The sequence below is a fragment of the Cohnella sp. genome, from assembly GCF_041640265.1.
Classification (GTDB): Bacteria; Bacillota; Bacilli; order Paenibacillales; family Paenibacillaceae; genus Cohnella.
Window position 1 is genome coordinate 62,092 of the sequence record NZ_JBEQAP010000015.1, and the last position, 25,561, is coordinate 87,652.

Below are 25,561 nucleotides of genomic sequence, written 5' to 3' on the forward strand. Positions count from 1 at the left end.
TGAGCGTAGCTCAATTGCCCATCATGCTGTCTGGCAGGAATGACCGGAGGGAAAGTGTAGCCATGGCGATCAAGCTGATTAATATCGGATTTGGCAATATCGTTTCAGCGAATCGGATTATTTCGATAGTCAGCCCGGAATCGGCGCCGATTAAACGGATCATACAAGAAGCTCGGGATCGGCATATGCTTATTGATGCGACTTATGGTCGTAGAACCCGTGCTGTTATTATTACGGACAGCGATCACGTGATTTTGTCGGCTGTTCAGCCGGAGACGGTTGCACACCGGTTGTCTACTAAAGACGACGAACATGATGAATGAATTGGGGAACACCATGAACAGAGGTATTTTATTCGTACTATCCGGTCCTTCCGGAGTAGGCAAAGGAACAGTGTGTGCTGCATTGCGCCATAAGCTGCCTGAATTAATTTATTCCGTATCCGCAACGACCCGATCGCCTCGGGAGGGCGAGCGTGAAGGAGTTAACTATTTCTTCAAATCAAGAGAGCAATTCCATCATATGATAGAGACAGATGCGCTGCTCGAACATGCGGAATACGTCGGCAACTATTATGGAACACCTCGTGAATTCGTGGAGAAGACGTTATCAGAAGGCAAAGATATTATTCTAGAGATTGAAGTTCAAGGCGCCTTGAAGGTGAAAGAAAAGTTTACAGAAGGTGTATTCGTATTTCTGATGCCGCCTTCTTTGAATGAATTGAAGCAAAGAATCGTAGGACGGGGTACGGAGTCGCAAGCCACGATCGATCATCGGCTTTCTGTAGCGGCGGAAGAGATGAATTTGTTGCACCATTACGATTATGCAGTGGTGAATGATGAAATCGACAACGCTTGTAGTCGCATTATGTCCATCATTACGGCAGAACACTGCAAGCGGGAGAGATTTCTAGGCGAGCTGTTCCATGATCTTGCCAATTTCCCTGCTGCGGATAACGTCTGAAAGAGGTGATATTATGTTATATCCATCCATTGATGATTTAGTCATAAAAGTAGACAGCAAGTATACGCTTGTTGTTGCTGCATCCAAGAGAGCGCGTGCCTTGCGCGAAGGGACGATGTGTAATCTGGGTGCGCCGAAGTCTCATAAATATGTTGGCGTTGCTTTGGAAGAAATCTACCACGATGCGATTAAGGTTGAACATCTTAAGACGAATACCTTGAATAGAGATTAGGAACTTGCAGCTTCATAAGGTTCTGAAGGAAGGACAACCCCTGCGGTTGTTTTTTTTCTACTCAAACGTATATCGGAGGGGAACAGATGGACAAGAGACTCGCTGGGAAAACGATACTTCTTGGAATAACAGGCGGAATCGCCGCTTATAAAGCAGCTGCCTTATGTAGTCGTTTAATCGGTCTCGGTGCTTCAGTTAGGGTAATGATGACGGAAGGGGCTACAAAGTTCATTACGCCGCTTACGCTGCAGACATTATCTCGACATCCTGTCGCAACGGATGTATTCGATGAAAGGGATGCAGCAATTGTACAGCACATTGATTGGGCGGATTCTGCGGATCTGGCGGTAGTCGCGCCTGCGACTGCGAATATGTTATCGAAGATGGCGAATGGTTTAGCCGATGATATGCTGAGTACGACATTACTAGCGACAACGGCTCCTATACTAGTCGCACCGGCAATGAATGTACATATGTGGGAGCATCCCGCGGTTATCGATAATGTGAATATACTTGCCTCGCGCGGCGTTACTTTTGTAGAGCCGGGATCTGGACAATTAGCCTGCGGCTACGTAGGCAAAGGGAGGCTCGCGGAGCCTGACGAAATTGTGGAGGCTGTTGTTACCATGTTAGTCGGCCCGCGGCCCTTGGCGGGCAAACGCGTGCTGGTTACAGCGGGAGGCACTATCGAGCGAATCGACCCTGTCCGCTATATCACGAATGATTCCTCCGGCAAAATGGGCTTCGCGATCGCTGAAGCGGCACGTGACGGTGGAGCGGAAGTAACGCTTGTGTGCGGAAAGACTGAAGTTACCCCGCCAAACGGAGTAAACGTCGTTAAGGTTGAATCGGCTTTGCATATGTATGACGAGGTAATGGCACGTCTGCCGCAGATTGATATCGTCGTGAAGGCGGCTGCGGTAGCCGACTATCGGCCGGCTCACCGAGAAGAGCATAAGATTAAGAAGAAATCAGAAGCACTCACCTTGGAGCTTATTCGGAATCCCGATATTTTGCATGCTGTAGGCGCTTGGAAAGAAGGACAGCAAGGTAAACGCAAGCTGTTCGTAATCGGTTTCGCAGCAGAGACGATGGAAGTTGAGAAGCATGCAATGGACAAATTGGCTCGCAAAAAATGCGATCTTATCGTTGCCAACAACGTCTCCGAAGAGGGGGCAGGCTTCGGTAAGGAAACCAATATTGTGAGTGTTTACAGCCCTCAGGGGCTAGTAGAACATATGCCCAAAATGTCTAAGAGAGCAGTTGCCGAGCGACTTTGGCTTCTTGCGACTACTAGAATGAATCACCTGGCGGAACAGGGTGATGGGAAAGGAACGAAAGAATGACTGTTGCCCGGGTTATTGTAGATGTCCCGAGCAGGGATACGGATCGTACCTTTGACTATTTAATTCCGGACCGGCTAATCGGCTGGGTTGAGGTTGGCAGCCGGGTGGCAGTGCCATTCGGAGGTCGAAAGCTGCAAGGTATCGTAACGGGCCTGGCAGAAGACGCGGATATTGAGTATGCCAAGCTGAAGCCGCTAGACGATCTAATGGATGCCATTCCACCGCTTTCAGCTGAACTCGTGGAATTAGGGGAATGGATCAGCAGGAGATGGCTGTGCCCTTTAACAGTTGCGTTGCAGGCGATGCTGCCAGCTGCTCTTAAGGGACGAACGGAGAAGTATGTATACCCGGCGGCGAATGCCCAGTGGTCCGAAGAAGAGACCGCCCAAAGTGGCGGTCTCTTGCTTGCGTTGCAGAAGGGCGGACCTCTGAAGCTGACTTCGCTTCTTCAACACTATACCGAGCATGGCCATCTGTTGAAGCGCTGGCTTCGCCAAGGGCGCCTTGAAGAGAGACAGCGGGTGGAGGATCGGCTTTCCGTGAAAACCGTATTAACGGTTTTCCCCGCTCATCAGGCCGCTTTACGCCTAGCCATTGAACAGATTCCCGCTAGAGCGCATAAACAAAGGGAAGTGCTGCAATATTTGGCAGAGCAGCCTGAGCCAATGGGGGTTCAGAAATTAGCAGAGGCCTTAGGGACAACATCGTCTACGATTCGTTCATTGGCTGATCGCGGCTGGGTCGAAATACGTGCGGTTACGGAAGATCGCGATCCCTATGCCAATCGAGATTTTCCCGCTTCCGCCCCAATGGTTCTAACCCCCGCACAAGCATCTGCTTTAGCTCCTATTCATTCCGCTCTCGATCAGAGGAGAAATGAGGTTTATCTCCTTCATGGCGTAACGGGCAGCGGTAAGACTGAAGTATACTTGCAAGCCATTCAACGATGCCTGGAGCACGGTAAGGACGCGATTGTTCTTGTTCCGGAAATAGCTCTTACGCCGCAAATGGTAGAGCGGTTCAAAAGTCGCTTCGGTGCGAGAGTTGCGGTTCTGCACAGTCGATTGTCCCAGGGTGAGCGTTACGATGAGTGGCGCAAAATTCGAGAGGGCAGGGCTCAGGTAGCGGTAGGAGCGCGATCCGCGATATTTGCGCCGTTTGCCCAGATCGGACTAATTGTCATTGATGAAGAGCACGAGACCTCATACAAACAAGAGGAAAGTCCTAAGTATCATGCTCGCGATGTAGCAGTAGAGCGTGCACGTCTTCATGGCGCGGTTGTTGTCCTCGGCTCGGCGACACCGGCGCTGGAAACCTATGAGGCAGCCGTCCATGGGGGAAAAGAAACCCAGCTGGGAAACCCGGGTTATATTGCCCTGCCTGAACGTGTGGCGAATCGGCCTTTACCCGGCGTGGAAATCGTGGATATGCGCGAGGAGCTGAAGCTGGGCAATCGTACGATGTTTAGCTTTCCATTGGCGGCCGCAATAAGGGATCGATTAGAGAGGAAAGAGCAAATCGTACTTTTGCTTAATCGAAGAGGTTATGCCACGTTCGTCATGTGTCGTTCATGCGGCTATACGGCTGCGTGCCCGCATTGCGAAATATCGCTTACTTATCATAGAGGCTCGCAAAATCTTCGCTGCCATTATTGCGGTTACGCTGAAGCAGAGCCGAAGGTTTGCCCGAGCTGTGAAAGCCCGCACATTCGCTTCTTCGGAACAGGAACTCAGAAGGTAGAGGAGGCTCTTGCTGAGACCTTCCCAGGCATTCGAGTCATTCGGATGGATGTCGATACAACGACTGAGAAGGGCTCCCATGAGAGGTGGCTGACGGAATTTCGCGAACGAAGAGCTGATGTGCTTCTAGGCACCCAGATGGTCGCGAAAGGTCTGGATTTTCCTTTTGTGACGCTTGTGGGTGTATTAGCTGCAGATGCAGCGTTAAGACTGCCGGATTTCCGCGCTGCGGAGCGGACATTCCAGCTGCTCACTCAGGTCGCAGGAAGAGCTGGGCGTCACGAGCTGCCGGGCGAGGTTATTATTCAAACATACGATCCGGAGCATGAGTCGATCACCTCTGTGGTAGGACACGATTACAAAGGATTCGTGGAGAGAGCGCTGGATCTGCGCAGGCAGCTGGGTTATCCGCCTTATGGCCGCCTTATTGCGGTTACATTCTCGCATGAATTGGTACCTATGCTTCTTTCCACAGGAGAAAGATTTGCATCCGGTCTTCGGGAAAAAGCGGCAGTACTTGGGGTTCGTAATGAATTTGACTATAGCGGAAGAGCGGCACTTGAGGTGCTGGGCCCCGTTTCTTCACCTATTGCGCGATTGAAAGATCGCTACCGTTTTCAATGTATGGTAAAATATCGGGGAGACGTCGATGCAAGCCTCATGACTTCACAGGTGCTTGCGGAGATGGGAGATACGGTTAAACGGAACGGTATATTGATAAGCGTCGACGTTGATCCGCAGATGATGCTCTAAAGAAAAGGAAGGTTGCCGTTATGTCAATTCGATTAATTGTGAAACACCCTGATGATGTGCTTCGAGAAAGAGCGCAGGAAGTGACCAAATTCAATGCCAACCTGCACAAATTGCTGGACGACATGGCGGAAACGATGTATGACGCCGACGGAGTCGGATTAGCTGCGCCTCAGGTGGGAATCTTGAAACGAATCATAGTCATTGATGTGGGTGATGAACATGAGCTCATCGAGTTGGTTAATCCAGAGATTGTATCCAAGGAAGGCGAACAGCTTGGACCGGAAGGCTGCCTCAGCATCCCGGGTTTGCAAGGAGACGTTCGCCGGGCGAACAGGATCGTTATCCGGGGGCAGGACCGTAACGGTAAACCGATACAATATGAAAGCACGGAGTTTCTATCTAGAGCGTTTCAGCATGAGGTTGATCACTTAAACGGAGTATTGTTCATCGATTCGGCTGAGTCCGTATACGAAGCTCGTAAGCCTGTCGAACAGGATCAGCAGCAGGATGGAGCATAGAAAATGAATATTTTGTTTATGGGGACACCGCAATTTGCCGTGCCTTCTCTAGCGTCACTCTTAGAGCAGGGTTATACGATTGCGGCGGTGGTAACACAGCCGGACCGGCCAAAGGGACGGAAGCGAGAGCTGACCCCTCCTCCTGTTAAAGCTTTTGCGCTTGAGCATGGACTCACGGTACTGCAGCCCGAGAAGCTGCGCTCGCCTGAAGGTGTCGCTCAAGTAACGGCGATCGCTCCTGATATCATTATTACAGCTGCATATGGTCAAATTCTGCCCAAAGCCGTTCTGGACTTACCCCGTTTGGGCTGCATAAATGTTCATGGCTCTTTGCTGCCGCGATATCGAGGCGGGGCGCCGATTCAACGTTCGATAATAAACGGGGAGTCCGTCACAGGAGTGACTCTTATGTATATGGCTGAGGGCTTAGACACCGGCGACATGATCTCCAAGGTTGAAGTTCCGATAACCGATGAGGATACAGCGGGTTCGATGTTCGATAAGCTGAGCGATGCAGGCGCCGAGCTCCTCCGTGACTGGCTTCCTCGCATTGCGGAAGGCAAAATTGTGCGAACACCTCAAGTAGACAGCGAAGCAACTTATGCGCCTAACCTGACGCGCGAGGATGAGAAGCTGGATTGGAAGCATTCCTCACGGACGGTGTTTAACCGAGTAAGAGGACTTAACCCGATGGCGGGCGGCTTCACTTACTTGGACGGCGAGGTATTCAAGGTATGGGGTACCCGGATTCCTCAGGGCTCCGACTCGATAATGCGACCGGAATGGGTCAGTTTAGTGCCGGGCTCTGTGTTAGAAAGCGGCAGCTTCGGTATACGTATTCGTACAGGCGATGGCAGTATTGTGTTAACGGAAGTACAGCCCGCTGGCAAAAAAGCATTGGCAGCGACAGAATTTGCAAGAGGTGCAAGGCTCGCTCCTGGTAAGGTGCTCGGGTAACCCGAGCTTTTTTTGTGACGATTAGAGTGTGTAAGAAAACTGTCGTCCCGAGGACGGCGTTTTCGTTTTACTTGGACTTGAAAGGTTAAACTAGATAAAAACGATTTCCAAATAATAATTCAATGTTTCATACGGAGGAGGGGCAAAGGAGTGATTTTGGAGAGATGGACAGGAGCAAGAGAAACGCAAATTCCTCTCATGACTGAAGTCACAAGTATCCTTTGCGTTAAGAATGAAGAAAACTACCCGATTGCCTGGCGGTAAGCCTCAGGGAGCAAGAGAAGTCGCCATGAATGTACTGCATAATGTAGAGGTCAAAGGCGCATTCAGCGGACTCGAGCTTAATCAAGCCTTATCATCTTCTGACCTGTCACGTTCTGACGCGGGTCTAGCGACTGAAATTGTCTACGGGACCATTCAGCGAATGAATACCATTGATTACGATCTTGAGAGTCGAGTTAAAGGCTGGCCGAAGAAGGTAGAGCCGTGGGTGCGAAGCCTCTTGCGAATGAGCTATTACCAATTAAGATGGCTTTCTCGCGTGCCTGCCCACGCAGCAGTAGACGAGGCTGTGAGAATGGCTAAGAAAAGAGGACATGCTGGAATCGCCGGTCTTGTAAACGGGGTGCTGCGCGGTCTTCTGCGCGAGGGTTTCGATGCTCCCTTAAACGATAAACTGTCTGAGGTCGGTCGACTTGCCCTAGTTCATAGTCACCCGCAGTGGTTGATTGAACGCTGGATTACCCAATTCGGAGTACAGAAGACAGAGGAAATCTGTGCAGCAAACAATGAGCATCCTCATGCTTCTGCTCGGATTAATCCCCTGCGCATAGGGCGCCAAGAGCTGCTTGTATCCATGACGGAGGAGGGATTGTCGGCAATCCCTTCTCCTTTAGCAAGAAACGGAATTATTGCAGAGAGAGCCGGGAATCTTGTACATACTAACTGGTACAAGGAAGGTCAAATGTCTATCCAAGATGAGAGCTCGATGCTCGTCGCTGCGGTTGCAGATCCGAAGCCGGGAATGCAGGTACTCGATTGCTGTGCGGCTCCAGGCGGGAAAACGACGAGTATGGCGGAAAGAATGCAAGATCAAGGAAAAGTGATTGCCAACGATGTGCATCCTCATAAGGAAGCCTTAATAAGGCAGCAAGCGGAGAGACTTGGATTAAGCTGCGTAGAGACGATGACAGGCGATGCAATGGACTTGCCAAATCGCTTGCCGGCACAGTCATGCGATGTTGTTCTGCTTGATGCTCCGTGCTCTGGGCTTGGTGTCATTCGACGCAAACCTGAGATCAAATGGACCAAAACCCCAGACGATATTGCAAGCTTGGCAGTGTTGCAGAGCCAGCTTTTACGAAGGGTGCAAACGCTTGTGAAGCCAGGAGGCATTCTTGTTTATAGCACCTGCACGATAGCGGTTGAAGAGAACGAGCAGACGATCCAGCATTTTCTCGCCGAGTCTCCTGAGTTCTCTCTTGATGCAGAGTGGTCTGAGGAAGTTCTAGCACCGTTTAAGGAAAAGGGAATCCTTCCCGAAGCCTTCTCGGGAATGCTTCAGATTTTACCTCAAATGTTCGGGAGCGACGGGTTTTTTATCGCACGTTTGCGCAGACAATCCCAATAATTTTATGTTAAAATAAAAAGAATGGTGGTGACGAGATTGCAGATTGAAGAAAACAAACCTTTTATTTATGACTTTACATTAGAGCAAATTCAAGATTGGACGAAGGAGCAGGGAGAACCGGCTTTTCGTGCAGGACAAATATTCGACTGGCTGTATGTAAAGCGGGTCAGCTCGTTCGAAGAAATGACCAACCTGCCTAAGCCGCTCAGGGATAAGCTTCTTGACAGCTTTCGTTTCGTAACAATGAAGGAAATCACGAAGTTTGTATCCAAGGACGGAACGGTGAAATTTCTATTCGAATTACACGACGCACATGCGATAGAAACGGTAATCATGCGTCATGATTACGGGAATAGCGTATGCGTGACGACGCAAGTAGGCTGCCGAATCGGCTGCACCTTCTGCGCTTCCACGCTGGGTGGATTAAAGCGGAGCTTAACGGCGGGCGAGATCGTGGCTCAGGTTGTACAATCGCAGAGATTGCTTGACCCCGAGAACCAGCGTGTTTCCAGTATCGTCATTATGGGCATAGGAGAACCTTTCGAGAATTACGATGCAACGATGAATTTCCTGCGCGTCATGATCCATCCCAAAGGTTTGAATATTGGTCAGAGGCATATTACGGTGTCGACGAGCGGAATCGTGCCCAGCATGCTGAAGTTCGCTGAAGAGAATACACAAATCAATTTGGCGATTTCCATTCATGCTCCGAATGATGCTCTTCGTTCTAAGCTGATGCCCGTAAATCGGCGGTTTCCTTTCGTCGAAGTAATGAATGCTTGTAAGTATTATATTGAGAAGACGGGGCGACGAATTACCTTTGAATATGCGCTCATTGGCGGAGTGAACGACCAACCGGAGCATGCGGAAGAGCTTGGAGATGTCCTGCAAGGAATGCTGTGCCATGTGAATCTTATTCCAGTCAATTATGTTCCCGAGCGAAATTATGTTCGTACTCCAAGAGATGACATTTTCGAGTTCCAACGAATATTACAGAAGAAGCATGTAAATGTAACGATTCGCAGAGAGCAGGGGCATGACATTGCAGCGGCTTGCGGACAGCTGCGGGCGAAGCATATGGAGACGACGACGGGGTGAATGGTGTGAGGACGGTATTACAGAGTCATGTCGGCAAGGTAAGGCAGGTAAATGAAGACCAAGCTTGGAGCGGTCGCTTGTTAAATGGCCATACGGCAGCCATTGTCGCAGACGGAATGGGCGGACATCGCGCAGGTGACGTAGCCAGCGGACTAGCTGTGGATAGCTTGGTGCAATCGTTGAAGGCTTGGGAGCAAGCTGCTTCTGCTAAAGAAGCAGCCTCTAGACTACGGGATATGATTCGTAAAGCCAATTCAGTTGTATATGAAACAGCGTCTCTTAATGAGCAATATCATAATATGGGGACAACTGTCGTTATGGCTTTGTTGGATGGAAATACCGGCTTGATTGGCCACATTGGAGATAGCAGAGCTTATCGGCTTCGCAGCGGTAGGCTCGAGCAGCTTACAGAAGATCATACCTTAGTTAACGAGCTTACAAAATCAGGACAACTAAGTCCCGAAGAAGCAGCCCGCCATCCGAGACGGAATGTGTTGACGAGAGCGTTAGGCACCGACCGTGAGGTAGAGGTTGATGTTCAGATTATCGACTGGCAACTCGGTGATCGGATCGTGCTGTGCAGCGACGGCTTGAGCGGCTTAGTCGAACCTCAGGATTTGCTCGCCACTTTGGAGGATTCTGGGGCGAATTTAGAACAACAAGCACAAAGGCTTATTGATTTGGCGCTTGCAGCGGGCGGAGACGACAATATAACTGTCGTGCTGGTTGCAGATGAAGGTAAAGCTAGCGCCGCAGGAGGGGATACAGCATGATCGGACTTACGCTGAGTGGGCGTTACGAACTGCTGGCTCGAGTTGGCGGCGGCGGGATGGCACTGGTCTATAAAGCAAGGGATTTATTGCTCAATCGCTTGGTTGCTGTCAAAGTATTGCGCCAGCAATTCACTCATGATGATGATTTTGTGAAACGGTTCCGTCGTGAAGCACAGGCGGCAGCTTCGTTGTCGCATCCGAATATTGTAAGCATCTATGATGTAGGACAGGTTGAGGATACACATTATATCGTTATGGAATTCATTGATGGCGCTAACTTAAATGAAATTATACGCGATAGGGCGCCTCTGCAAGCGGATGAAGCTGTTAGAGTGGCGGCCCAAATTTGCGATGCATTAGAGCATGCCCATCATAACCAAATCATACATCGCGATATTAAACCTCATAATATACTCATGGGTAATAATGGCAGGGTTAAAGTTACGGATTTCGGGATTGCCCGCGCCGTAACCTCCTCGACTATTACCCAGACAGGCTCCGTTATCGGCTCCGTGCATTATTTTTCGCCAGAGCATGCTAAGGGTGTTCCCACGGGAGAGAAATCGGACATTTATTCCTTAGGAATCGTACTTTACCAGATGCTGACAGGCAGCCTGCCATTTCTGGGTGAAAGTCCGATTAGCGTAGCGCTTAAGCATTTGCAGGATACATTCGAGCGGCCAAGGAAGGTAAATCCTCATATTCCGCAAAGCGTGGAAAATATTATCTTAAAGGCGATGCGTAAAAACCCCCAGGAGCGTTATCAATCCGCTAGAGAAATGTATCAGGATCTGGATACCTGCTTACAACCGAACAGATTAAACGAACCTGCCGCGATTTATGCAAGCGACGAGGACGATGAAGCGGACAAGACTCGGATTATCCCGGCTATTCGACCCGAAATGCGCAACACCCTTGAAGCGCCGGCGGTTAAAGGTACAGATTCCGAAGACCGCTGGAATTCACAAGGACTTGAAGAGCCGAAACGCAGATGGATTATCCCAACCGTACTCGGTATACTGGCTATTGTATTAATTGGAGTACTGATATGGGCGGTTGCAGAGTTAAGAGGACAGCTTAACTCCGAGGATATACGCGTTCCAAAGGTTGTCGGCATGAAATTGGATGAAGCAGAGAAAACGTTAATTGATGCAGGTTTTACGATCGACGAACTCATTCTGAAAGAAGCTAGCGATACGGTTGATGAAGGGATCGTCTTAAAGCAATCTAAGATCGATGTCGATGCCAAAGAAGGATCTCCTATTCAACTAACGGTCAGCACGGGCAAGGAACTATCGGTGATGCCTGATTTAGAGGGCAAATCGTTCGAGGATGCCAAAAAGCTGCTTGAGGACATGGGCATTGCAAGCGAGAATATACTGCCAAGTGAAATATTTGACGAAAGCGAGCCAGGAACGGTACTTAAGCAAAATCCTAAGCCTGACGAAGAGTTTGATCCGTTGACAGAGACGGTCACCCTGACTATAAGTAAAGGCGAAGAAGCTTTCGCTATGCCTAACCTGATCGGCAAGACGGAGGGCGAAGCCAAAGCAACAATTGAGAAGAATGACCTGAAGCTCCCAGCCGATAAGATTTTGCAGGAGCCAAGCTACGCTCCGAAGGGTACAGTATTTAAGCAATTCCCAGCCGAACAGAATGAAATGGTTACTCCTGGTACTGAGATATCCATCTGGGTCAGCAGCGGTTATCCCGCGGATTCGAGGGAGCAAGATTTGGAAGTTACTGTCTCTCCTGCGGTTGAGGGTGAATCGAGTACGATAAGGATCGTTTATTCCGACGCCCGTGGAGATAATATCGAGTGGGGCTCCAAGAAGATTAGCGCAATGACGACTTTCCCCATTAAGTTGATACTGTCGCCAGAAAAGGATGGAAAAATTACCGTCTACCGTGATGGTCAATTTCTTCAAGAGGAACCCGTTCCTTATAAAGTGATTCCAGCCTCATCGACTCCAGTTCCGGATCCTAACCAGTCTGCAGAAGATCCGAGTACAGCAGATGGCGCTGCCGCAGAGGGATCAGATCCTGTGAACGGCGAACAAGGGAATCAGGAATGATAGAATGTATCAACAGTGATGTCAGAAGCCTGATCGGGCTTGGACAAGGAGTTGTTCCCCAATGCCCGAAGGCTTGATCGTCAAAGCGTTGAGCGGTTATTACTACGTACAGAATTCAGAAGGCGGTCAACCGGTACAGTGCCGCGGCCGTGGGATATTCAAAAACCGGGGAGAGTCCCCGCTTGTCGGCGACCGTGTGTTATTCAGTGAGACGGAGAACGGGGAAGGCACGGTAGAGGAAATTCTTCCGCGTTTCTCTGAGCTCATTCGTCCGCAGATTGCGAATGCCGATTTGGCCGTTCTTGTTTTTTCAGTGGTTCGTCCAGAGCTGAATTTACTTTTGTTAGATAAGTTTCTGGTACATACCGAACATGCGCGCATGAATGCATTGCTTGTATTCACTAAGATGGACCGGATCCCGGATGATGAAGAGGGCGAGAGCATTCGCCGCGTAGTTGAGGATGCTCGGGCTCTCTATTCATCGATCGGATATGAAGTCATTCTGACTAGCGCTCATGAGGGTGAAGGGATGGATAAGCTTCGACAAGCGCTCGCGGGCCATATTAACATGCTCGCAGGTCAATCCGGAGTCGGTAAATCCTCTCTAGTGAATGCACTTGTTCCGGGTCTAACTCTGGCCACGAACGAGATCAGCACGAAGCTGGGTCGGGGCAAGCATACGACACGGCATGTTGAACTGATCCCGCTAGCTGGCGGAGGTTATATGGCAGATACTCCCGGCTTCAGCCAATTGGATTTCGCAGAGCTGGGTATTGATGAAATCGGATCTTGTTTTCGTGAATTTAGAGAGCGAGCCTCCACATGCAAATTCCGTGGCTGTACGCATACTCACGAGCCGCACTGCGCCGTTCTTCAAGCGAAGGAGCAAGGAGAGATATCAGAGAGCCGATATAGCCATTACGTTGGATTCATGACGGAGTGGAAAGAAACAAAACGGAGGTATTAGAAAATGGTAAAGATAGCTCCCTCCATATTGGCTTCGGATTTCGCGAAGCTCGGAGAAGAAATTCGCAGTATTGATTCCGCAGGAGCGGATTGGATTCATATTGATATTATGGATGGTCACTTTGTTCCTAATCTTACTTTTGGCCCACCCATTGTTGCTATGATCCGTCCCGAAACGAAGCTGTTGTTCGATGTTCATCTCATGGTAGAAGCACCACAGCTATTATTCCCGGCTTTGGCCGCAGCGGGTGCAGATCGAGTAACCGTACATCCTGAGGCTTGCGTTCATCTGCATCGCACGTTGTCGGAAATTAGAGAGCTTGGAATGAAAGCAGGCGTTGCATTAAATCCTCATACGCCATTGTCCGTCTTAGAATACATATTAGATGAAATTGATCTAGTGTTAATTATGACGATTAATCCCGGATTCGGGGGGCAATCCTTTCTCCCAGCCATGCTTCCAAAACTCCGACAGCTTCATGAGATGCTGGAGAAGCAAGGTCGCAGAGATATCTACATTCAGGTAGACGGCGGCATTAATGCGGAAACAGCGGCATTAGTTACGGCTGCGGGAGCCAATTCACTTGTAGCAGGCACGTATATTTTCAGTCAAGACGATCGAGCAGCGGCTATATCCGCGCTGCGTACAGCGTCGTCGAAATAAATAAACCTCAGTTCCATCCCTTTGAATGGTATAGGACAAATTCGAACCTGCATACACTGGAATAAATAACTGCGCTTCGATACCGGAAGACGGTAAGGGTTTTAGTCCGTGGAGGAGGGATGGGACGATGAGGTTTTACACCATCAAGCTGCCGAAATTTTTGGGTGGCTTCGTCAAAGCGATTCTCAACACGTTTCACAAAAATTGACGCCTTTAACCAATGATATGAACACAAAAAGAACCGTCAGGATGACCTGACGGTTTTTCTTCATGGCCGATTTCGGCATTGATTATACGCGTACCACTTTGCCAGACTTCAAGGCGCGGGTGCTCACATAAACACGTTTAGGCTTACCGTTCACCAGAATGCGCACTTTTTGTACGTTAACTCCCCAAGAACGGCGAGTAGTGTTATTAGCGTGAGATTTGTTGTTACCGGATCCCGGCGCTTTACCTGTTAGATAACATTTACGAGCCATTTAAAAATACACCTCCCTGCCACGTCCATACAAATACTTTAATATCATAGCACAGGGGATAGGTCGATGCAACGAAAAATGATGGTAATAATGCTGTCAAACTTGATAATCGGTAGGTTTCCCTAGAAAACGGCTTCATTCTCCCGTTTTTTTATAGTACAATGAAGTATGGTCCATAATACAGACATAAAGGAGTGAATTTCCATGCCTCTGCAGCTGGTCTCGGAGAACGGAAAGATAGATGTGGCGGATCAGGTAATTGCCGTGATTGCCGGTTCGGCGGCATTGGATTGTTATGGGCTGGTCGGCATGGCATCCCGTAAAGGCTTGAAGGATGGAATTGCAGAGCTTTTAGGCAGGGAGAATCTATCCCGGGGCGTGGAAGTCCGCAGAGAAGGGGAGCTCCTCCATCTTGATCTCTATGTCATCGTAAGTTACGGAACCAAAATTTCCGAAGTAGCGCACAACATTCAGTCTAAGGTTAAATATGTATTGGAAGAAGTCGTAGGACTAAAGGTCGATTTAGTTAATGTGTATGTTCAAGGCGTGCGTATACTCAAGTAACCTTGTCCTGCTAGAGCAAGAGCATTGCTCTAGCATAGGGCGAATCGTGACGACCGTCAGTCTGTGGCAGAACACATACAGAGCAGCCATTGCATCCAGGACGACGGTCCGTGACGCCGCTTTAGGTACAGAATTAACGATCGCATTCGTGACGACCGTCTGTGACGCGAGAGCGGCGCGCAACGAAAGTCGCACAACGGACAGTCGCACTTAGGAAGGGGAATCCATCATTGAGCAAGCGCTTCTTGAACGGAAGTGAATGGGCGGCCATGATTTTTGCAGGCGCGGAGCGGTTATCCCGCAACGTCGATCAGGTGAACGCCTTGAATGTATTTCCCGTGCCGGATGGCGATACGGGAACGAATATGAATTTGACGATGTCGGCCGGTGTGGCCGAATTAAAAAATAAACCTTCAGAAGATGTCAGTCGGGCAGCAGAGGTGCTGTCGAAGGGGCTTCTGATGGGAGCGAGAGGGAACTCGGGAGTTATTCTATCCCAGCTTTTTCGTGGTTTTTCCCGTGGAATAACGGGTCAGCAGGAACTAACAGTACCATTATTCGCTAATGCTTTACAGCAAGGAGTTGATACCGCTTACAAAGCGGTTGTTAAGCCCGTTGAAGGGACTATACTTACGGTAGCCCGTGAAGCGGCTAAGCATGGGGTCACGGTTTCACGTCGTATTACGGATCTGAAGGAATGGATGCTAGAGGTACACGCCAAAGCATTAGAGACGCTTGCCCGTACGCAAGAGATGCTCCCGATTCTCAAACAGGTTGGAGTTGTTGATTCCGGTGGACAAGGACTCGTCTATATCTATGAGGGTTTTGTCGATTACTTAAGCGATGGTTTGTTAACAGATTCTCCGTCCATGTTACGTGTGTCTAAACCAATGATACAGACGCCTTCAATCGCAAAGCAAGCGGTATCGATTGGAACTGATGCCCATGCAGCAGCCCAACATACAACCGTACAATCCAAGATCGCCACGGATAGTATTGCTTTTCCTTACGATATGGAATTCTTCATCCAGCGAGTATCGACTGCAGGTCCATTCCCAGAGCGAACATTCCGTCAAGCACTTGAACGGGATGGTGATTCGATTATCTTAATTGAAGACGATGGAATTGTTAAAGTACATGTCCATTCCCGCAGGCCTGGCGATGTCATGAATATGGCACTGACCTACGGAGAAATTACTCATATCCATATTCTGAATATGCAGGAGCAGCATCGAGAGCTGCTTGCGCAGAAGTCAAAATCCAACCTGGAGCATGGTTCCCATGTGAAAGAAGCTATCGATTCCCAAAAAACGAACACCGAAGCTAGTAAGCCGCAGGTTGATTACACCATGGGTATCCCGCATGTGGATTACTCGAGTCAGGGAGTGATCGCTTCTCCAGAAAGCGAGCCGAATCCAGATGTTTTTGAAATGGCGTCCTATGGCGTCATAGCAGTTAGCGTCGGTGAAGGTAATGCAGAGCTGTTTCGTAGTCTTGGCGTAGACATCGTCCTCTCCGGCGGTCAAAGCATGAATCCGAGTACGGAGGATTTACTCGGGGCGATCTCTTCCCTATCGACGCATCATATCTTTGTATTGCCCAACAACCCTAATATCATTATGGCTGCCAAGCAGGCTGCAGAGCTTGCAGAGAGGCCTGTGACCGTTATTCCAACACGGACTTTGCCGCAAGGGATGGCAGCGATGCTAGCCTTCCAAGAGAATGAATCGGAGGCTGCGAATATCGATCGGATGACCAAAGCCTATGAACAAGTCGTTACCGGTCAAGTGACACAAGCGGTAAGAGATACAGAGATGGATGGCTTAGAAATACGCGAAGGCCATTTTATTGGAATAAAAGATAAAACCATTGTCGCTTCTGAGCCAACTCCGACGGAAGCATGCAGATCGCTGCTATCTGAGCTGCTTATAACAGGTGGAGAAATCGTTACAATATTGACGGGGGAGGATGCTGTGGAGCAACAGACTGAGGAACTTGTAAGCTGGATAACGCAGCAGTTCCCGGATGTTGAGGTCGAGGTGCACGAGGGCGGCCAACCGCTTTATCCTTATTTATTCGCTGTTGAACCCTAGAAACGAATATCAATGATGGAGGGACAAGCTATGGCATCGATTGTTCTGGTAACGGATAGTACGGCGGATATTCCTTTAGAGATCCGTAAGAAGCTCGGTATTTCGATGGTGCCGCTGAAGGTTAACTTTGGGGATCAAACCTATCTGGATAATATTACGCTGCAGCCTGGGCAATTTTATGAGAAGCTAACCTCCTTTAATGGACATGCAACAACATCGCAGCCATCACCAGCTGATTTCTACGAGGTGTACAAGAAGCTAACGGATGAAGGACATTCTGTAATATCTATTGAACTGTCAGCAGCAATGAGCGGAACTTATCAGGCAGCCACTATCGCCAAGTCTATGCTTGAAGCAGAATCAAATGTGGACATTACAGTGATCGATTCCAAGTCTGCCTCATATGGTTATGGGAGGATGGTCGTCTTAGCGGCAGAAATGGCTAAAGCAGGTGCGTCTAAAGAAGAGATCATTGCTGAGGTACACCGGCTGCGCAAGGAACTACGACTTTATTTTCTTGTCGATACATTAGAATATTTACAAAAGGGCGGTCGAATCGGTAAGGCTTCAGCCGTTCTAGGCTCACTCCTCAACATTAAGCCGATATTATCCGTCGATGATGAAGGTACCGTCTTTCCGCTCGAGAAGGTTAGAGGACAGAAAAGGGCAATGGCTCGGATCGCCGAGCTGCTCGAAACCGATTTCCATGATAAGCCGGTGAATCTGACAGTGGCGAGTACACCTGGATACATAGCGGGGGTCAGTGAGATAACGGAGCTGCTGAGAAAACAATTAAACGTTAGACAATTCCAGGAAACGGAAGTCGGCCCCGTTGTCGGGACGCATGCAGGTCCAGGAACGATCGGTATATTCGTGACCCCCGCCGATTGACGGGGAGTATTCAGTAAATAAAGAGGTTGGTCTTATGTCCTATCATTTGTTATCCATCCCTCTGACACAACTTCAAGGCGTGGGCCCTCAGAAAGCGGAGGAGCTTCACGCCTTGGGCATTTCCACGGTCGGAGAATTACTCGAGTATTACCCCTTTCGTTATGAGGATTACCGGATTCGCGAGCTGCATGACGTGAAGGACGGAGAGAGAATTACGATCCAAGGGAAGATAGCTTCTTTGCCGACCCTTCAGCGTTATGGCGGGAAATCCCGGCTTATTTGCCGTGTTACGGTGGAAGGGATGCTAGTAACGGCGGTATGGTTCAATCGGACTTACCTAAAGGAGCAGCTAACATTAGGACGGGAAATAACCTTAACCGGCAAATGGGATCAGCGCAGGCGGCATCTAACGGTTGCGGACTCTGAATTTCCTGACCGGGATGGGGGAAAGACCGGAACACTTCAACCGGTATATTCAGTTGCGGGCAGCATCACTCAGGCTGGAATACGGAAACTAATAGACCGTGCTTTGACACAATACGGCGTATTAATCCCCGAGTTGCTGCCGGAGGAGCTGGTCAGCAAATATAATCTATTGCCCAGAAGCGATGCTATTACGCGTATTCACCGCCCCGAGAATACGCATGAAGGACAGGAAGCCCGCCGCAGAATGGTGTATGAGGAGCTGTTTCTGTTCCAGCTAAAGCTTCAAGCCTATCGCACTACCCACCTCAAGCAGGCTGACGGGGTCACGCACCCTGTTAATAACGAGGAAATTCGGCAGTTCGTAAGCGTGCTTCCCTTTATTTTGACGGACTCGCAGAAGCAAGTCATTAATGAGATCCTTCACGATATGAAACAGCCTTACGTGATGAATCGATTGCTTCAAGGGGATGTTGGCTCAGGTAAAACCGTTGTAGCGGCGGTAGGTCTATATGCAACTGTAAAAGCCGGTCATCAAGGCGCTCTTATGGTGCCTACCGAAATATTAGCGGAGCAGCATGCTCGTTCTCTTACTAAGCTGTTCGAGCCCTGTGGGATACAAGTTGGTCTATTGACGGGAAGCCTAAAGGATCGCAAGCGTCGCGATCTAGTTGCTTCCTTGCAAATGGGACTCTTGGACATCGTGGTGGGGACTCATGCCCTCATTCAAGAAGATGTGTTCTTCCGGAGCCTTGGCTTAGTCGTAACGGATGAGCAGCATCGGTTCGGAGTGAATCAACGCAGTATTCTGCGTCGCAAGGGAATGAATCCTGACGTTCTGACGATGACAGCGACTCCGATTCCCCGAACGCTCGCCATTACCGTGTTCGGAGATATGGATGTCTCAACCCTTCGAGAGCGACCAAAGGGCCGCAAGTCCATTAAAACCTATTCTGTTAAGCACGATATGATGGATCGGGTACTCGGATTTATTCGTAAGGAGGCGGATGCCGGGCGGCAATCCTTCTTCATCTGTCCCCTTATTGAAGAATCAGAAAAGCTTGATGTACAGAATGCCATCGATTTACATATACAGCTTACTCAAGCATTGCCTGAGCTAGCGATTGGTTTATTACATGGTCGGTTGAGCTCGGCCGAGAAAGAAGCGACAATGGCGGAATTCGCGGCAGGCAGGGCGGATGTGCTCGTGTCCACAACAGTTATAGAGGTAGGGGTAGATGTTCCAAATGCTACTTTGATGATTGTTATGGATGCCGATCGCTTTGGATTGTCTCAGCTGCACCAGCTGAGAGGTCGGGTTGGACGCGGGGAGCACCAGTCGTACTGTATTCTGATAGCGGATCCTAAGTCGGAAAACGGACAAGAACGAATGAGAGCGATGACTGAAACCGAAGATGGCTTCGAAATCTCTCGTCGCGACCTGGAGATAAGAGGACCAGGCGAATTTTTCGGAACGAAGCAAAGCGGTATGCCGGAATTCCGGCTTGCGAATCTGCTTACGGACTTTGAGGTGCTGGAGCAGGCTAGGGATGATGCAGCTGAATTAACTTCACGGGAGCAATTCTGGTCTTCGCCGGTTTACGGAGAACTAAGGGATACGCTTGCGCGCGACGCGCAGTTGAACGGGGAGCCTCTGGACTAGTCTATTCAATCGTCAAGATGAACTTTAACCCTGTTATTATCAACTCGCTGCAGACGCCTTTTGCGCAGAATGTTGTTCATCTTTTTGATACCCCAGTAATATTTTTGGTTGGGCAGCTTGGAAAACCCCTTGAAGCCCGGATACGAAAAATTCACTTCAATGAGCCATATTTTCCCTTTATTGTCGACAGCAAAGTCATTACCGATCTTTTGATAATATCTAATCTTCCCGGCCCGTTTGCAAATTTTGTTGCTTAGGTGGATAAGCCGTCTTTTGACTCTTTCCGTTTTTTTCTTAGAATACCTCAGCGATTGCTTCATCGAATTTTCAAAGAGAGTTACATAACCCCGTGAGCTGGTTACATTGGTTACTATGCTCTTGGGCCCCGCTACTTTGGAATAGAGCCCGAAAAACTGCCAGCGGTTCTGCAAGTTGCGCATCATCATGACGCGGATGTCGAAAGGCCTGCCGTTGATTTTGGCCAGAGGAATGGCTTTTTGAATGATATATTGCTGGGACAGGGACCGTTTTTTAATTTCTTTGTACAATCTATCCAAGGAAGCACACTTTATGGTATTTCCCCTCAAAATGACAAAAGCGTATCCTCTGGGAGTTCTCCATGCTTTTATAATTCCTTTACCCATGTGCTCATTATCAGGTTTAATATAAACTGCACCATATTTTCCCATAAATTTTCTCAACGTTTCTGCATTGAATAATGAGGTAGGAGGTAAATATTTGCGGATCTCGGAGTCTTTTGAATAGAAGTGATGAAGATTCCATTTTCCCAAGGGTGCCATTCCTCTCCTGAGTTCTTTCCTTAAAAGAATTCACTATTTTATGCTTTGCGATAGGTTCGAGTGATGGTTCATCAGCCCGATATTGTCATTTCACATCTTCCATAGGCATATGATGAACGGAAAAGTGCCGGAAGGAGTGTGGTCCTCTATGAGTGGAAGCTGGCAGAAATTCGGCATCAAACCAGAGTTCGTGGAGCGCGTCAAAACGAAAATGAAAAATCCAGCGGTCAAGGAACGGATCAAAGGATTGTTAGAGGGCGTTACGAAATACGATCTCCAGGATCGGGTAAAGGTTAGAAAATGGGTTAAAATGTTTGCTCGAATACTGGGTGAGCCTTTAACCGAAACACAAGAGGATCAATTGGTTAGTTTCATCATCGCGCAAAAAATCGATCCTAATAATACGCTGCATCTGATTAAACTGTGGACGATGTTCAGGTAAAACCATAACGCTCCGCTCCGGTTATCAGCCGGAAGTTGGGGCGTTATTTATTTTGTCAACAGAGGCGGCTTTGAAGCAGAGTTGGAAAAACTCTAACCGTTCATGGGCAGTTATCGAATGCAATAAGAAACCTCCTGAATAGGATAGTTTGAATGCTCAAAATGGAAGGGGTTCGTATATGAATTTTATTATTGATGAATTTCATAAGCTCTATTACAACAGTTCGGTATGGCAAAATACAAAATGGTTGGGTGTACCTATTCTGAAAATGCCGTTGGATTTAATGTTATATCAAGAGATTATTTTTGAAGTCAAGCCTGATGTGATCATTGAAAGCGGAACATTTAATGGCGGCAGCGCCCTTTTTTTCGCTTCGATGCTCGATTTAATAAATAAGGGAAAAATAATGACCATTGATATTGCGAATCAGCCAAACCTGCCCATTCACCCCAGATTAAGCTACATCAAAGGATCTTCGTTGGCGGACGATATTATACAAGAAGTAGAAGGCTTTATTAAACCAGGAGATGTTGTGCTTGTTTGTCTAGATTCCGATCACTCCAAACAGCATGTTCTGAATGAATTGAGATTGTATAGTAGGTTTGTTACAAAGGGCAGCTATTTAATATGCGAAGATACGAACATAAATGGACATCCCGTGCTGCCCTCTCATGGAGCAGGACCTATGGAAGCCGTGCAGGAATTCCTTCAGACAAATCATGATTTTACGATTGACGACAGCAAGCATAAGTTTTTCGTATCCTTCAATCCGAATGGTTATTTACGAAAAATAAAATAGGCAGTTTCGGGATGGTGTAGAACATGAATAGGAATAAGATATGTTTTATTACTTCCGTTCAAGATCCTTCTATATATCAAGAAACTATAGCTTATATCCGAGCGCTAGATGTACCGAAAGGATTCGAAGTAGAAACCGTCTACGTGCAGGAAGCGGCAGACGGTATATCGGTGGCTTATCAACATGCAATGGAGCATTCTGACGCGAAGTATAAAATTTACGTTCGGAGCAACGTTTATTTAGTGAATCGAAATCTATTGATAGAACTTATCGATTTATTCCGCAATCACCTGCAGTTGGGACTGGCCGGTATCGCCGGGGCGTCGTATGTCCCTCTGTCACTTTCATGGGAGGACGCCAAAGAAAGAGCGGGTATTTACTTCGGCAATTCTCCTAGTCAATCCATGGCAGAGGTCCGGTTAGGGGAAGATGAACAGCCCTATCAGCCGATGGCGATCCTTTCCGATACTTTTCTTGCAACTCAATATGATGTAAAGTGGGACACCGATTTTTCAGGGGAACATTTCTTGGGAGCCCTTCATGCCTTGCAATTCCGAAAGGAAGGATATCAAGTCGGTGTTCCCCGCCAATCGAAACCGTGGTGTTTGGTAGATAAGGATGAGCGGCTTGATGGCAGTGAACAAGAAGCTTTGGAACGGAAGTTGTTTTTACAGGCTTATTCCCATCTTGTTTTTCCAAAGGTGAGTATTCTAATTCCGACTTATAATCGTCCTGAATGGCTTGAGCTTGCTCTCAACAGCGCGATCAATCAAACTTACCGCCATTTAGAAATCATTGTGTGCGATGACAGTATGAATGAAGAGACGGAAAGGATGATACAGCCTTATTTGGAAGTAGATTCGCGGATAAGATATGTGAAAAACGAACGTAACCTAGGTCAGTTCGAAAATGATTTGAAATTGTATTCTTTGGCTTCTGGGGAGTATATAAACTACCTTATGGACGATGACCTCTTTCATAATCAGAAAATCGAATTGATGATAGGTTACATGCTGAATGACCGTGATGAAGCGGTTTCATTAGTCACTTCCCGTCGCGGGTTGATAGATGCTGTGGGTCGTCCCATTCAGGAAGAAACATTTGACAGACCCGTTTTTCAGAAAGATACTCGAATTAGCGGCATTGAGATCGGAAATGTCGTGCTTCGTTATAATTGGAACTTCATTGGGGAACCAACGACTCCATTGTTCCGCAAGAAAGCGTTAAAAGTTCCTTTTGGAACATTCGCTGGACGTAAGTATGGATGCAATGTAGATACGGCTACATGGCTATCCTTATTACAGAATAGTGATGCCATCTATATGGTCTCAGTTTTAAGTTTTTTCCGAATTCATGGAGAACAACAGCTTCAATCCGCCAAAATGAAACTTCTCGGAGCAGCCGACTATGCGCATGAGATTTTGAACGCGCCATCCTGCGGTTTTTTATCCGTTCCCGATGATTATCGCAAGGCTTTGGAGAATTGTATTTCGTATGTTAGCAAAGTAATGGCTGAAACCGATGAAACCGATCAACAATTCGCGGATCTGATAGAGGAAATCAAAGGATCTTTGCTTGCTTTGACACGAACCCATCATGACTTGACGCCTAAAGTCAGTATATTGATTCCGACGTACAACCGCCCGGAATTGTTCGAGCAGGCATTGCAAAGCGCCATTAATCAAAGTTACCCTAATATTGAAATTATTGTTTGTGATGATAGTACGAATGATGAAACGGAAGAGCGAATCAAAAAGGTTTTGCCGGAGCATCCCCAGCTCCGTTATCATCGTAACGCAAAGAACTTGGGTCAGTTTGAAAATGACTTACAGTTAATGAGGTTGGCATCGGGAGAATACATTAACTTTTTAATGGATGACGACTTGCTTCATCCTGAAAAAGTTAGCAAGATGATGAATTACTTCATTCAAGACCCTGATATCACAATTGCAACTTCGCATCGTCAAATCATAGATGGAAAGGGTCAAAAGCAGCCTGATATTTATTCGACACTTCCTTTGTTTAATAGTGATACCATTATTGATGGAATAGAGCTCGGAGAACGTATTTTGCAAGAGGTAAGCAATAAGATTGGTGAACCAACAACCGTATTATTTAAAAAGACCGCACTGAAGGAAGAGTTCGGGGTATTCTGCGGGAGGAAATTCGGTTGTAATGTAGATTTGGCTTCTTGGTTAAATTTATTGGCTGAAGGGAAATTGGTTTATTTATCTGAGACGCTAAGTTCGTTTAGATTACACGATCAGCAGCAACAGCAGTCCGTAACATACACGCTCTTAGGATGTTCTGATTTCGCATATCAATTGATTCATGCTCCAAGCAAAGGCTTCTTTAAGGGTAAGGATCTAGCCTATTATAGGGCGATGGAAAACTGTCAAGTATATATAAACATTATTATTCATGCAATGAATGAGAACGTAAATGTTAAAGAGCTCCCGGAATATATAGAGCTGCTTGAGTATTACGAACAGCTGGTATTGAGAAAAGAGGAAGTCATTAAAAAGTTACCTGCGTAATGATTTGAGCAACTTGATTAAAATGCTGTTCAACTTGATTGATCAAATCATCGCGTATTTTATTTTGTTGTTCTTTTGGATTTGGTAGGGTAGGATTCATTTTTCGATCGAAAGCAGCATCTAGATTCAGCAGGGATTTCAAGCTAAAATCTAGTTCATTAATTAAATCAAAAAAACCATTAAGCTTCACTAGATTCGCGGTGTTAATGGAGATATGGCCAATTCCGTAAGAATAGGCCGTAATGTTTCCGTGTAGGCTTGACCCTATAAAAAATTGGGATGAAACAAGGGTGGATAGAATATCGATTGGGGATAATTTGTTTTCAATATAATGAAAACGATGCGGATGAACACGATTGATTCTTTCCAGAGTCATCCCGTCGTTATGACAGTATCCGATCGGTAATAAAACAATTTCCAAATGATATTTTAATTTAATTGATAATAAGATATCGGCTACCCATTTAATATTTTCTTCTCCCCAAACAAATCCAGGGGATGACTGGAAAATCAGAAAATCTCTCTCGATATCTAAGCCAATCTCTTTGTTTAATTTCGAGAAATGCCTCACCAACGCATTTTTATCAAAATATTTGCTTAGAGCAACCGCAGTATCAGGCACAACTAGAATTTCCCTGTCTACGCCGGCGTCCAACAAAAAATTTTTTGAACGATGGTCACGGACAGCTAAATATTTTATATGATTGCAGTATTCGCGAACGAGCGTCCGTTCATTTTCAAAACGAAATTGAAAAGGAACGCCGATTGAATTCCAGATGACCGGTATGGAGTGTTTTTCTGCAAAGGTCGAGACATTCCATAACAATTGGGTCGCTGGTGTCATTCTTTGGGTATAGAACTCCGAAATGCTTGTGTCCAGACGAAAGAGGTCGCCTCCGCCCAAAATAACGGCATTAAATTTATGTTTATTATGTTCCGCGTCAAAATTTGTTATGGGTTGTACCCTGATATTGGGTTCAAATGGTTTTGGGCCGCCAGTCGGTGAAAATAATGAAATATACTCTAAATCTATCCGTTTAGATAGACCGCGTTTCAAAATTTCCGGAAAAAGCAAGTCGCCGAAATTCTCTATGTCAAAAGTCCCGATGTTGGCAATACTGCTTCCTGTCATTTCAATCCTCTTTTCACTGGTTTT

Annotated in this window: 25 protein-coding genes; 22 read left to right on the top strand and 3 right to left on the bottom strand. The window is 47.5% G+C overall.

Features of this window, described 5'->3' with window-relative positions; genetic code table 11:
- Positions 1 to 62 precede the first annotated feature (62 nt).
- The 14 genes from remA to spoVM all read left to right on the top strand — a co-directional run bounded on the left by remA (position 63) and on the right by spoVM (position 13,922).
- The gene (remA, locus tag ACESLK_RS13085) at positions 63 to 323 is read left to right on the top strand and encodes an extracellular matrix/biofilm regulator RemA (protein ID WP_027084220.1); all 261 of its coding nucleotides are present in this window, start codon (positions 63 to 65) and stop codon (positions 321 to 323) included.
- A gap of 13 nt (positions 324 to 336) precedes the next feature.
- Positions 337 to 963 (top strand): guanylate kinase, encoded by a 627-nt coding sequence (gmk, locus tag ACESLK_RS13090; RefSeq protein WP_373229918.1) that lies wholly within the window; start codon positions 337 to 339, stop codon positions 961 to 963.
- Positions 964 to 976: 13 nt separating this feature from the next.
- Positions 977 to 1,195, top strand: a complete 219-nt coding sequence (rpoZ, locus tag ACESLK_RS13095) for a DNA-directed RNA polymerase subunit omega (RefSeq protein WP_373229919.1) — start codon at positions 977 to 979, stop codon at positions 1,193 to 1,195.
- Between the two features lie 86 nt (positions 1,196 to 1,281).
- Positions 1,282 to 2,541, top strand: coding sequence for a bifunctional phosphopantothenoylcysteine decarboxylase/phosphopantothenate--cysteine ligase CoaBC (coaBC, locus tag ACESLK_RS13100; RefSeq protein WP_373229920.1), 1,260 nt, complete (start codon positions 1,282 to 1,284; stop codon positions 2,539 to 2,541).
- Complete coding sequence (gene priA, locus ACESLK_RS13105; RefSeq protein ID WP_373229921.1) at positions 2,538 to 5,033, top strand: primosomal protein N'; 2,496 nt, start codon at positions 2,538 to 2,540, stop codon at positions 5,031 to 5,033. The genes coaBC and priA overlap by 4 nt, the downstream gene beginning before the upstream one ends.
- A 20-nt stretch (positions 5,034 to 5,053) precedes the next feature.
- Complete coding sequence (gene def / locus ACESLK_RS13110; RefSeq protein ID WP_373229922.1) at positions 5,054 to 5,551, top strand: peptide deformylase; 498 nt, start codon at positions 5,054 to 5,056, stop codon at positions 5,549 to 5,551.
- Positions 5,552 to 5,554: 3 nt separating this feature from the next.
- Complete coding sequence (fmt, locus tag ACESLK_RS13115) at positions 5,555 to 6,508, top strand: methionyl-tRNA formyltransferase (protein ID WP_373229923.1); 954 nt, start codon at positions 5,555 to 5,557, stop codon at positions 6,506 to 6,508.
- Positions 6,509 to 6,740: 232 nt separating this feature from the next.
- The gene (rsmB, locus tag ACESLK_RS13120; RefSeq protein WP_373229924.1) at positions 6,741 to 8,138 is read left to right on the top strand and encodes a 16S rRNA (cytosine(967)-C(5))-methyltransferase RsmB; all 1,398 of its coding nucleotides are present in this window, start codon (positions 6,741 to 6,743) and stop codon (positions 8,136 to 8,138) included.
- 21 nt (positions 8,139 to 8,159) lie between these two features.
- Entirely contained in the window at positions 8,160 to 9,236 is a 1,077-nt protein-coding gene (gene rlmN / locus ACESLK_RS13125) for a dual-specificity RNA methyltransferase RlmN (protein WP_373229926.1), read from the top strand.
- A gap of 5 nt (positions 9,237 to 9,241) precedes the next feature.
- Positions 9,242 to 10,009 (top strand): Stp1/IreP family PP2C-type Ser/Thr phosphatase, encoded by a 768-nt coding sequence (locus tag ACESLK_RS13130; protein WP_373229976.1) that lies wholly within the window; start codon positions 9,242 to 9,244, stop codon positions 10,007 to 10,009.
- The gene (gene pknB, locus ACESLK_RS13135) at positions 10,006 to 12,084 is read left to right on the top strand and encodes a Stk1 family PASTA domain-containing Ser/Thr kinase (protein WP_373229927.1); all 2,079 of its coding nucleotides are present in this window, start codon (positions 10,006 to 10,008) and stop codon (positions 12,082 to 12,084) included. The genes ACESLK_RS13130 and pknB overlap by 4 nt, the downstream gene beginning before the upstream one ends.
- Before the next feature lie 61 nt (positions 12,085 to 12,145).
- A complete protein-coding gene (gene rsgA, locus ACESLK_RS13140) occupies positions 12,146 to 13,051 on the top strand; it encodes a ribosome small subunit-dependent GTPase A (protein WP_373229928.1) in 906 nt (301 codons plus the stop codon).
- Between the two features lie 3 nt (positions 13,052 to 13,054).
- Positions 13,055 to 13,714 (top strand): ribulose-phosphate 3-epimerase, encoded by a 660-nt coding sequence (gene rpe, locus ACESLK_RS13145; RefSeq protein ID WP_373229929.1) that lies wholly within the window; start codon positions 13,055 to 13,057, stop codon positions 13,712 to 13,714.
- A gap of 127 nt (positions 13,715 to 13,841) precedes the next feature.
- A complete protein-coding gene (spoVM, locus tag ACESLK_RS13150; RefSeq protein ID WP_373229977.1) occupies positions 13,842 to 13,922 on the top strand; it encodes a stage V sporulation protein SpoVM in 81 nt (26 codons plus the stop codon).
- An 82-nt stretch (positions 13,923 to 14,004) separates the two neighbouring features.
- Here the strand turns inward: spoVM and rpmB are convergent, their stop codons facing one another.
- Positions 14,005 to 14,193: a 50S ribosomal protein L28 gene (rpmB, locus tag ACESLK_RS13155; RefSeq protein ID WP_373229930.1), complete on the bottom strand. Its 189-nt coding sequence runs from the start codon at positions 14,191 to 14,193 to the stop codon at positions 14,005 to 14,007.
- Between the two features lie 204 nt (positions 14,194 to 14,397).
- Between rpmB and ACESLK_RS13160 the strand changes: the two genes are divergently transcribed.
- The 5 genes from ACESLK_RS13160 to recG are packed head-to-tail and all read left to right on the top strand — an operon-like array spanning position 14,398 to position 19,827.
- Complete coding sequence (locus tag ACESLK_RS13160) at positions 14,398 to 14,757, top strand: Asp23/Gls24 family envelope stress response protein (RefSeq protein WP_373229932.1); 360 nt, start codon at positions 14,398 to 14,400, stop codon at positions 14,755 to 14,757.
- Positions 14,758 to 14,803: 46 nt separating this feature from the next.
- Positions 14,804 to 14,971 carry a hypothetical protein gene (locus ACESLK_RS13165; RefSeq protein ID WP_373229933.1) on the top strand — a complete coding sequence of 56 codons (168 nt, stop codon included), beginning with the start codon at positions 14,804 to 14,806 and terminating at the stop codon, positions 14,969 to 14,971.
- Between the two features lie 16 nt (positions 14,972 to 14,987).
- A complete protein-coding gene (locus ACESLK_RS13170; protein ID WP_373229934.1) occupies positions 14,988 to 16,850 on the top strand; it encodes a DAK2 domain-containing protein in 1,863 nt (620 codons plus the stop codon).
- A gap of 30 nt (positions 16,851 to 16,880) precedes the next feature.
- A complete protein-coding gene (locus ACESLK_RS13175; protein WP_373229936.1) occupies positions 16,881 to 17,741 on the top strand; it encodes a DegV family protein in 861 nt (286 codons plus the stop codon).
- A gap of 34 nt (positions 17,742 to 17,775) precedes the next feature.
- On the top strand, positions 17,776 to 19,827 hold the full coding sequence (recG, locus tag ACESLK_RS13180; RefSeq protein ID WP_373229937.1) for an ATP-dependent DNA helicase RecG: 2,052 nt from the start codon (positions 17,776 to 17,778) through the stop codon (positions 19,825 to 19,827).
- Positions 19,828 to 19,832: 5 nt separating this feature from the next.
- Here recG and ACESLK_RS13185 read toward each other — a convergent pair whose 3' ends face one another.
- The gene (locus ACESLK_RS13185) at positions 19,833 to 20,618 is read right to left on the bottom strand and encodes a YheC/YheD family protein (RefSeq protein ID WP_373229938.1); all 786 of its coding nucleotides are present in this window, start codon (positions 20,616 to 20,618) and stop codon (positions 19,833 to 19,835) included.
- 118 nt (positions 20,619 to 20,736) lie between these two features.
- Between ACESLK_RS13185 and ACESLK_RS13190 the strand changes: the two genes are divergently transcribed.
- From ACESLK_RS13190 to ACESLK_RS13200, 3 genes are all read left to right on the top strand, one after another.
- A complete protein-coding gene (locus ACESLK_RS13190) occupies positions 20,737 to 21,069 on the top strand; it encodes a stage VI sporulation protein F (protein ID WP_373229939.1) in 333 nt (110 codons plus the stop codon).
- Between the two features lie 178 nt (positions 21,070 to 21,247).
- Positions 21,248 to 21,868, top strand: a complete 621-nt coding sequence (locus ACESLK_RS13195) for a cephalosporin hydroxylase family protein (RefSeq protein ID WP_373229941.1) — start codon at positions 21,248 to 21,250, stop codon at positions 21,866 to 21,868.
- A gap of 23 nt (positions 21,869 to 21,891) precedes the next feature.
- Complete coding sequence (locus ACESLK_RS13200) at positions 21,892 to 24,405, top strand: glycosyltransferase (protein WP_373229942.1); 2,514 nt, start codon at positions 21,892 to 21,894, stop codon at positions 24,403 to 24,405.
- On the opposite strand, the gene ACESLK_RS13205 is transcribed toward ACESLK_RS13200, so the two are convergent.
- A complete protein-coding gene (locus ACESLK_RS13205; RefSeq protein WP_373229943.1) occupies positions 24,386 to 25,537 on the bottom strand; it encodes a polysaccharide pyruvyl transferase family protein in 1,152 nt (383 codons plus the stop codon). The two genes, ACESLK_RS13200 and ACESLK_RS13205, sit on opposite strands and share 20 nt — an antisense overlap.
- Between the last annotated feature and the right edge of the window lie 24 nt (positions 25,538 to 25,561).

Excerpts from the sequence above, each read along its gene's own strand:
- gmk (WP_373229918.1), top strand. The coding sequence starts at position 337 with ATGAACAGAGGTATTTTATTCGTACTATCCGGTCCTTCCGGAGTAGGC.
- rsmB (WP_373229924.1), top strand. The coding sequence starts at position 6,741 with ATGAAGAAAACTACCCGATTGCCTGGCGGTAAGCCTCAGGGAGCAAGA.
- priA (WP_373229921.1), top strand. The coding sequence starts at position 2,538 with ATGACTGTTGCCCGGGTTATTGTAGATGTCCCGAGCAGGGATACGGAT.
- def (WP_373229922.1), top strand. The coding sequence starts at position 5,054 with ATGTCAATTCGATTAATTGTGAAACACCCTGATGATGTGCTTCGAGAA.
- rpmB (WP_373229930.1), bottom strand. The coding sequence starts at position 14,193 with ATGGCTCGTAAATGTTATCTAACAGGTAAAGCGCCGGGATCCGGTAAC.
- ACESLK_RS13190 (WP_373229939.1), top strand. The coding sequence starts at position 20,737 with ATGATGAACGGAAAAGTGCCGGAAGGAGTGTGGTCCTCTATGAGTGGA.
- rlmN (WP_373229926.1), top strand. The coding sequence starts at position 8,160 with ATGGTGGTGACGAGATTGCAGATTGAAGAAAACAAACCTTTTATTTAT.
- ACESLK_RS13160 (WP_373229932.1), top strand. The coding sequence starts at position 14,398 with ATGCCTCTGCAGCTGGTCTCGGAGAACGGAAAGATAGATGTGGCGGAT.
- remA (WP_027084220.1), top strand. The coding sequence starts at position 63 with ATGGCGATCAAGCTGATTAATATCGGATTTGGCAATATCGTTTCAGCG.
- pknB (WP_373229927.1), top strand. The coding sequence starts at position 10,006 with ATGATCGGACTTACGCTGAGTGGGCGTTACGAACTGCTGGCTCGAGTT.
- rsgA (WP_373229928.1), top strand. The coding sequence starts at position 12,146 with ATGCCCGAAGGCTTGATCGTCAAAGCGTTGAGCGGTTATTACTACGTA.
- rpoZ (WP_373229919.1), top strand. The coding sequence starts at position 977 with ATGTTATATCCATCCATTGATGATTTAGTCATAAAAGTAGACAGCAAG.
- coaBC (WP_373229920.1), top strand. The coding sequence starts at position 1,282 with ATGGACAAGAGACTCGCTGGGAAAACGATACTTCTTGGAATAACAGGC.
- ACESLK_RS13205 (WP_373229943.1), bottom strand. The coding sequence starts at position 25,537 with ATGACAGGAAGCAGTATTGCCAACATCGGGACTTTTGACATAGAGAAT.
- ACESLK_RS13195 (WP_373229941.1), top strand. The coding sequence starts at position 21,248 with ATGAATTTTATTATTGATGAATTTCATAAGCTCTATTACAACAGTTCG.
- ACESLK_RS13175 (WP_373229936.1), top strand. The coding sequence starts at position 16,881 with ATGGCATCGATTGTTCTGGTAACGGATAGTACGGCGGATATTCCTTTA.
- rpe (WP_373229929.1), top strand. The coding sequence starts at position 13,055 with ATGGTAAAGATAGCTCCCTCCATATTGGCTTCGGATTTCGCGAAGCTC.
- recG (WP_373229937.1), top strand. The coding sequence starts at position 17,776 with ATGTCCTATCATTTGTTATCCATCCCTCTGACACAACTTCAAGGCGTG.
- fmt (WP_373229923.1), top strand. The coding sequence starts at position 5,555 with ATGAATATTTTGTTTATGGGGACACCGCAATTTGCCGTGCCTTCTCTA.
- spoVM (WP_373229977.1), top strand. The coding sequence starts at position 13,842 with ATGAGGTTTTACACCATCAAGCTGCCGAAATTTTTGGGTGGCTTCGTC.
- ACESLK_RS13200 (WP_373229942.1), top strand. The coding sequence starts at position 21,892 with ATGAATAGGAATAAGATATGTTTTATTACTTCCGTTCAAGATCCTTCT.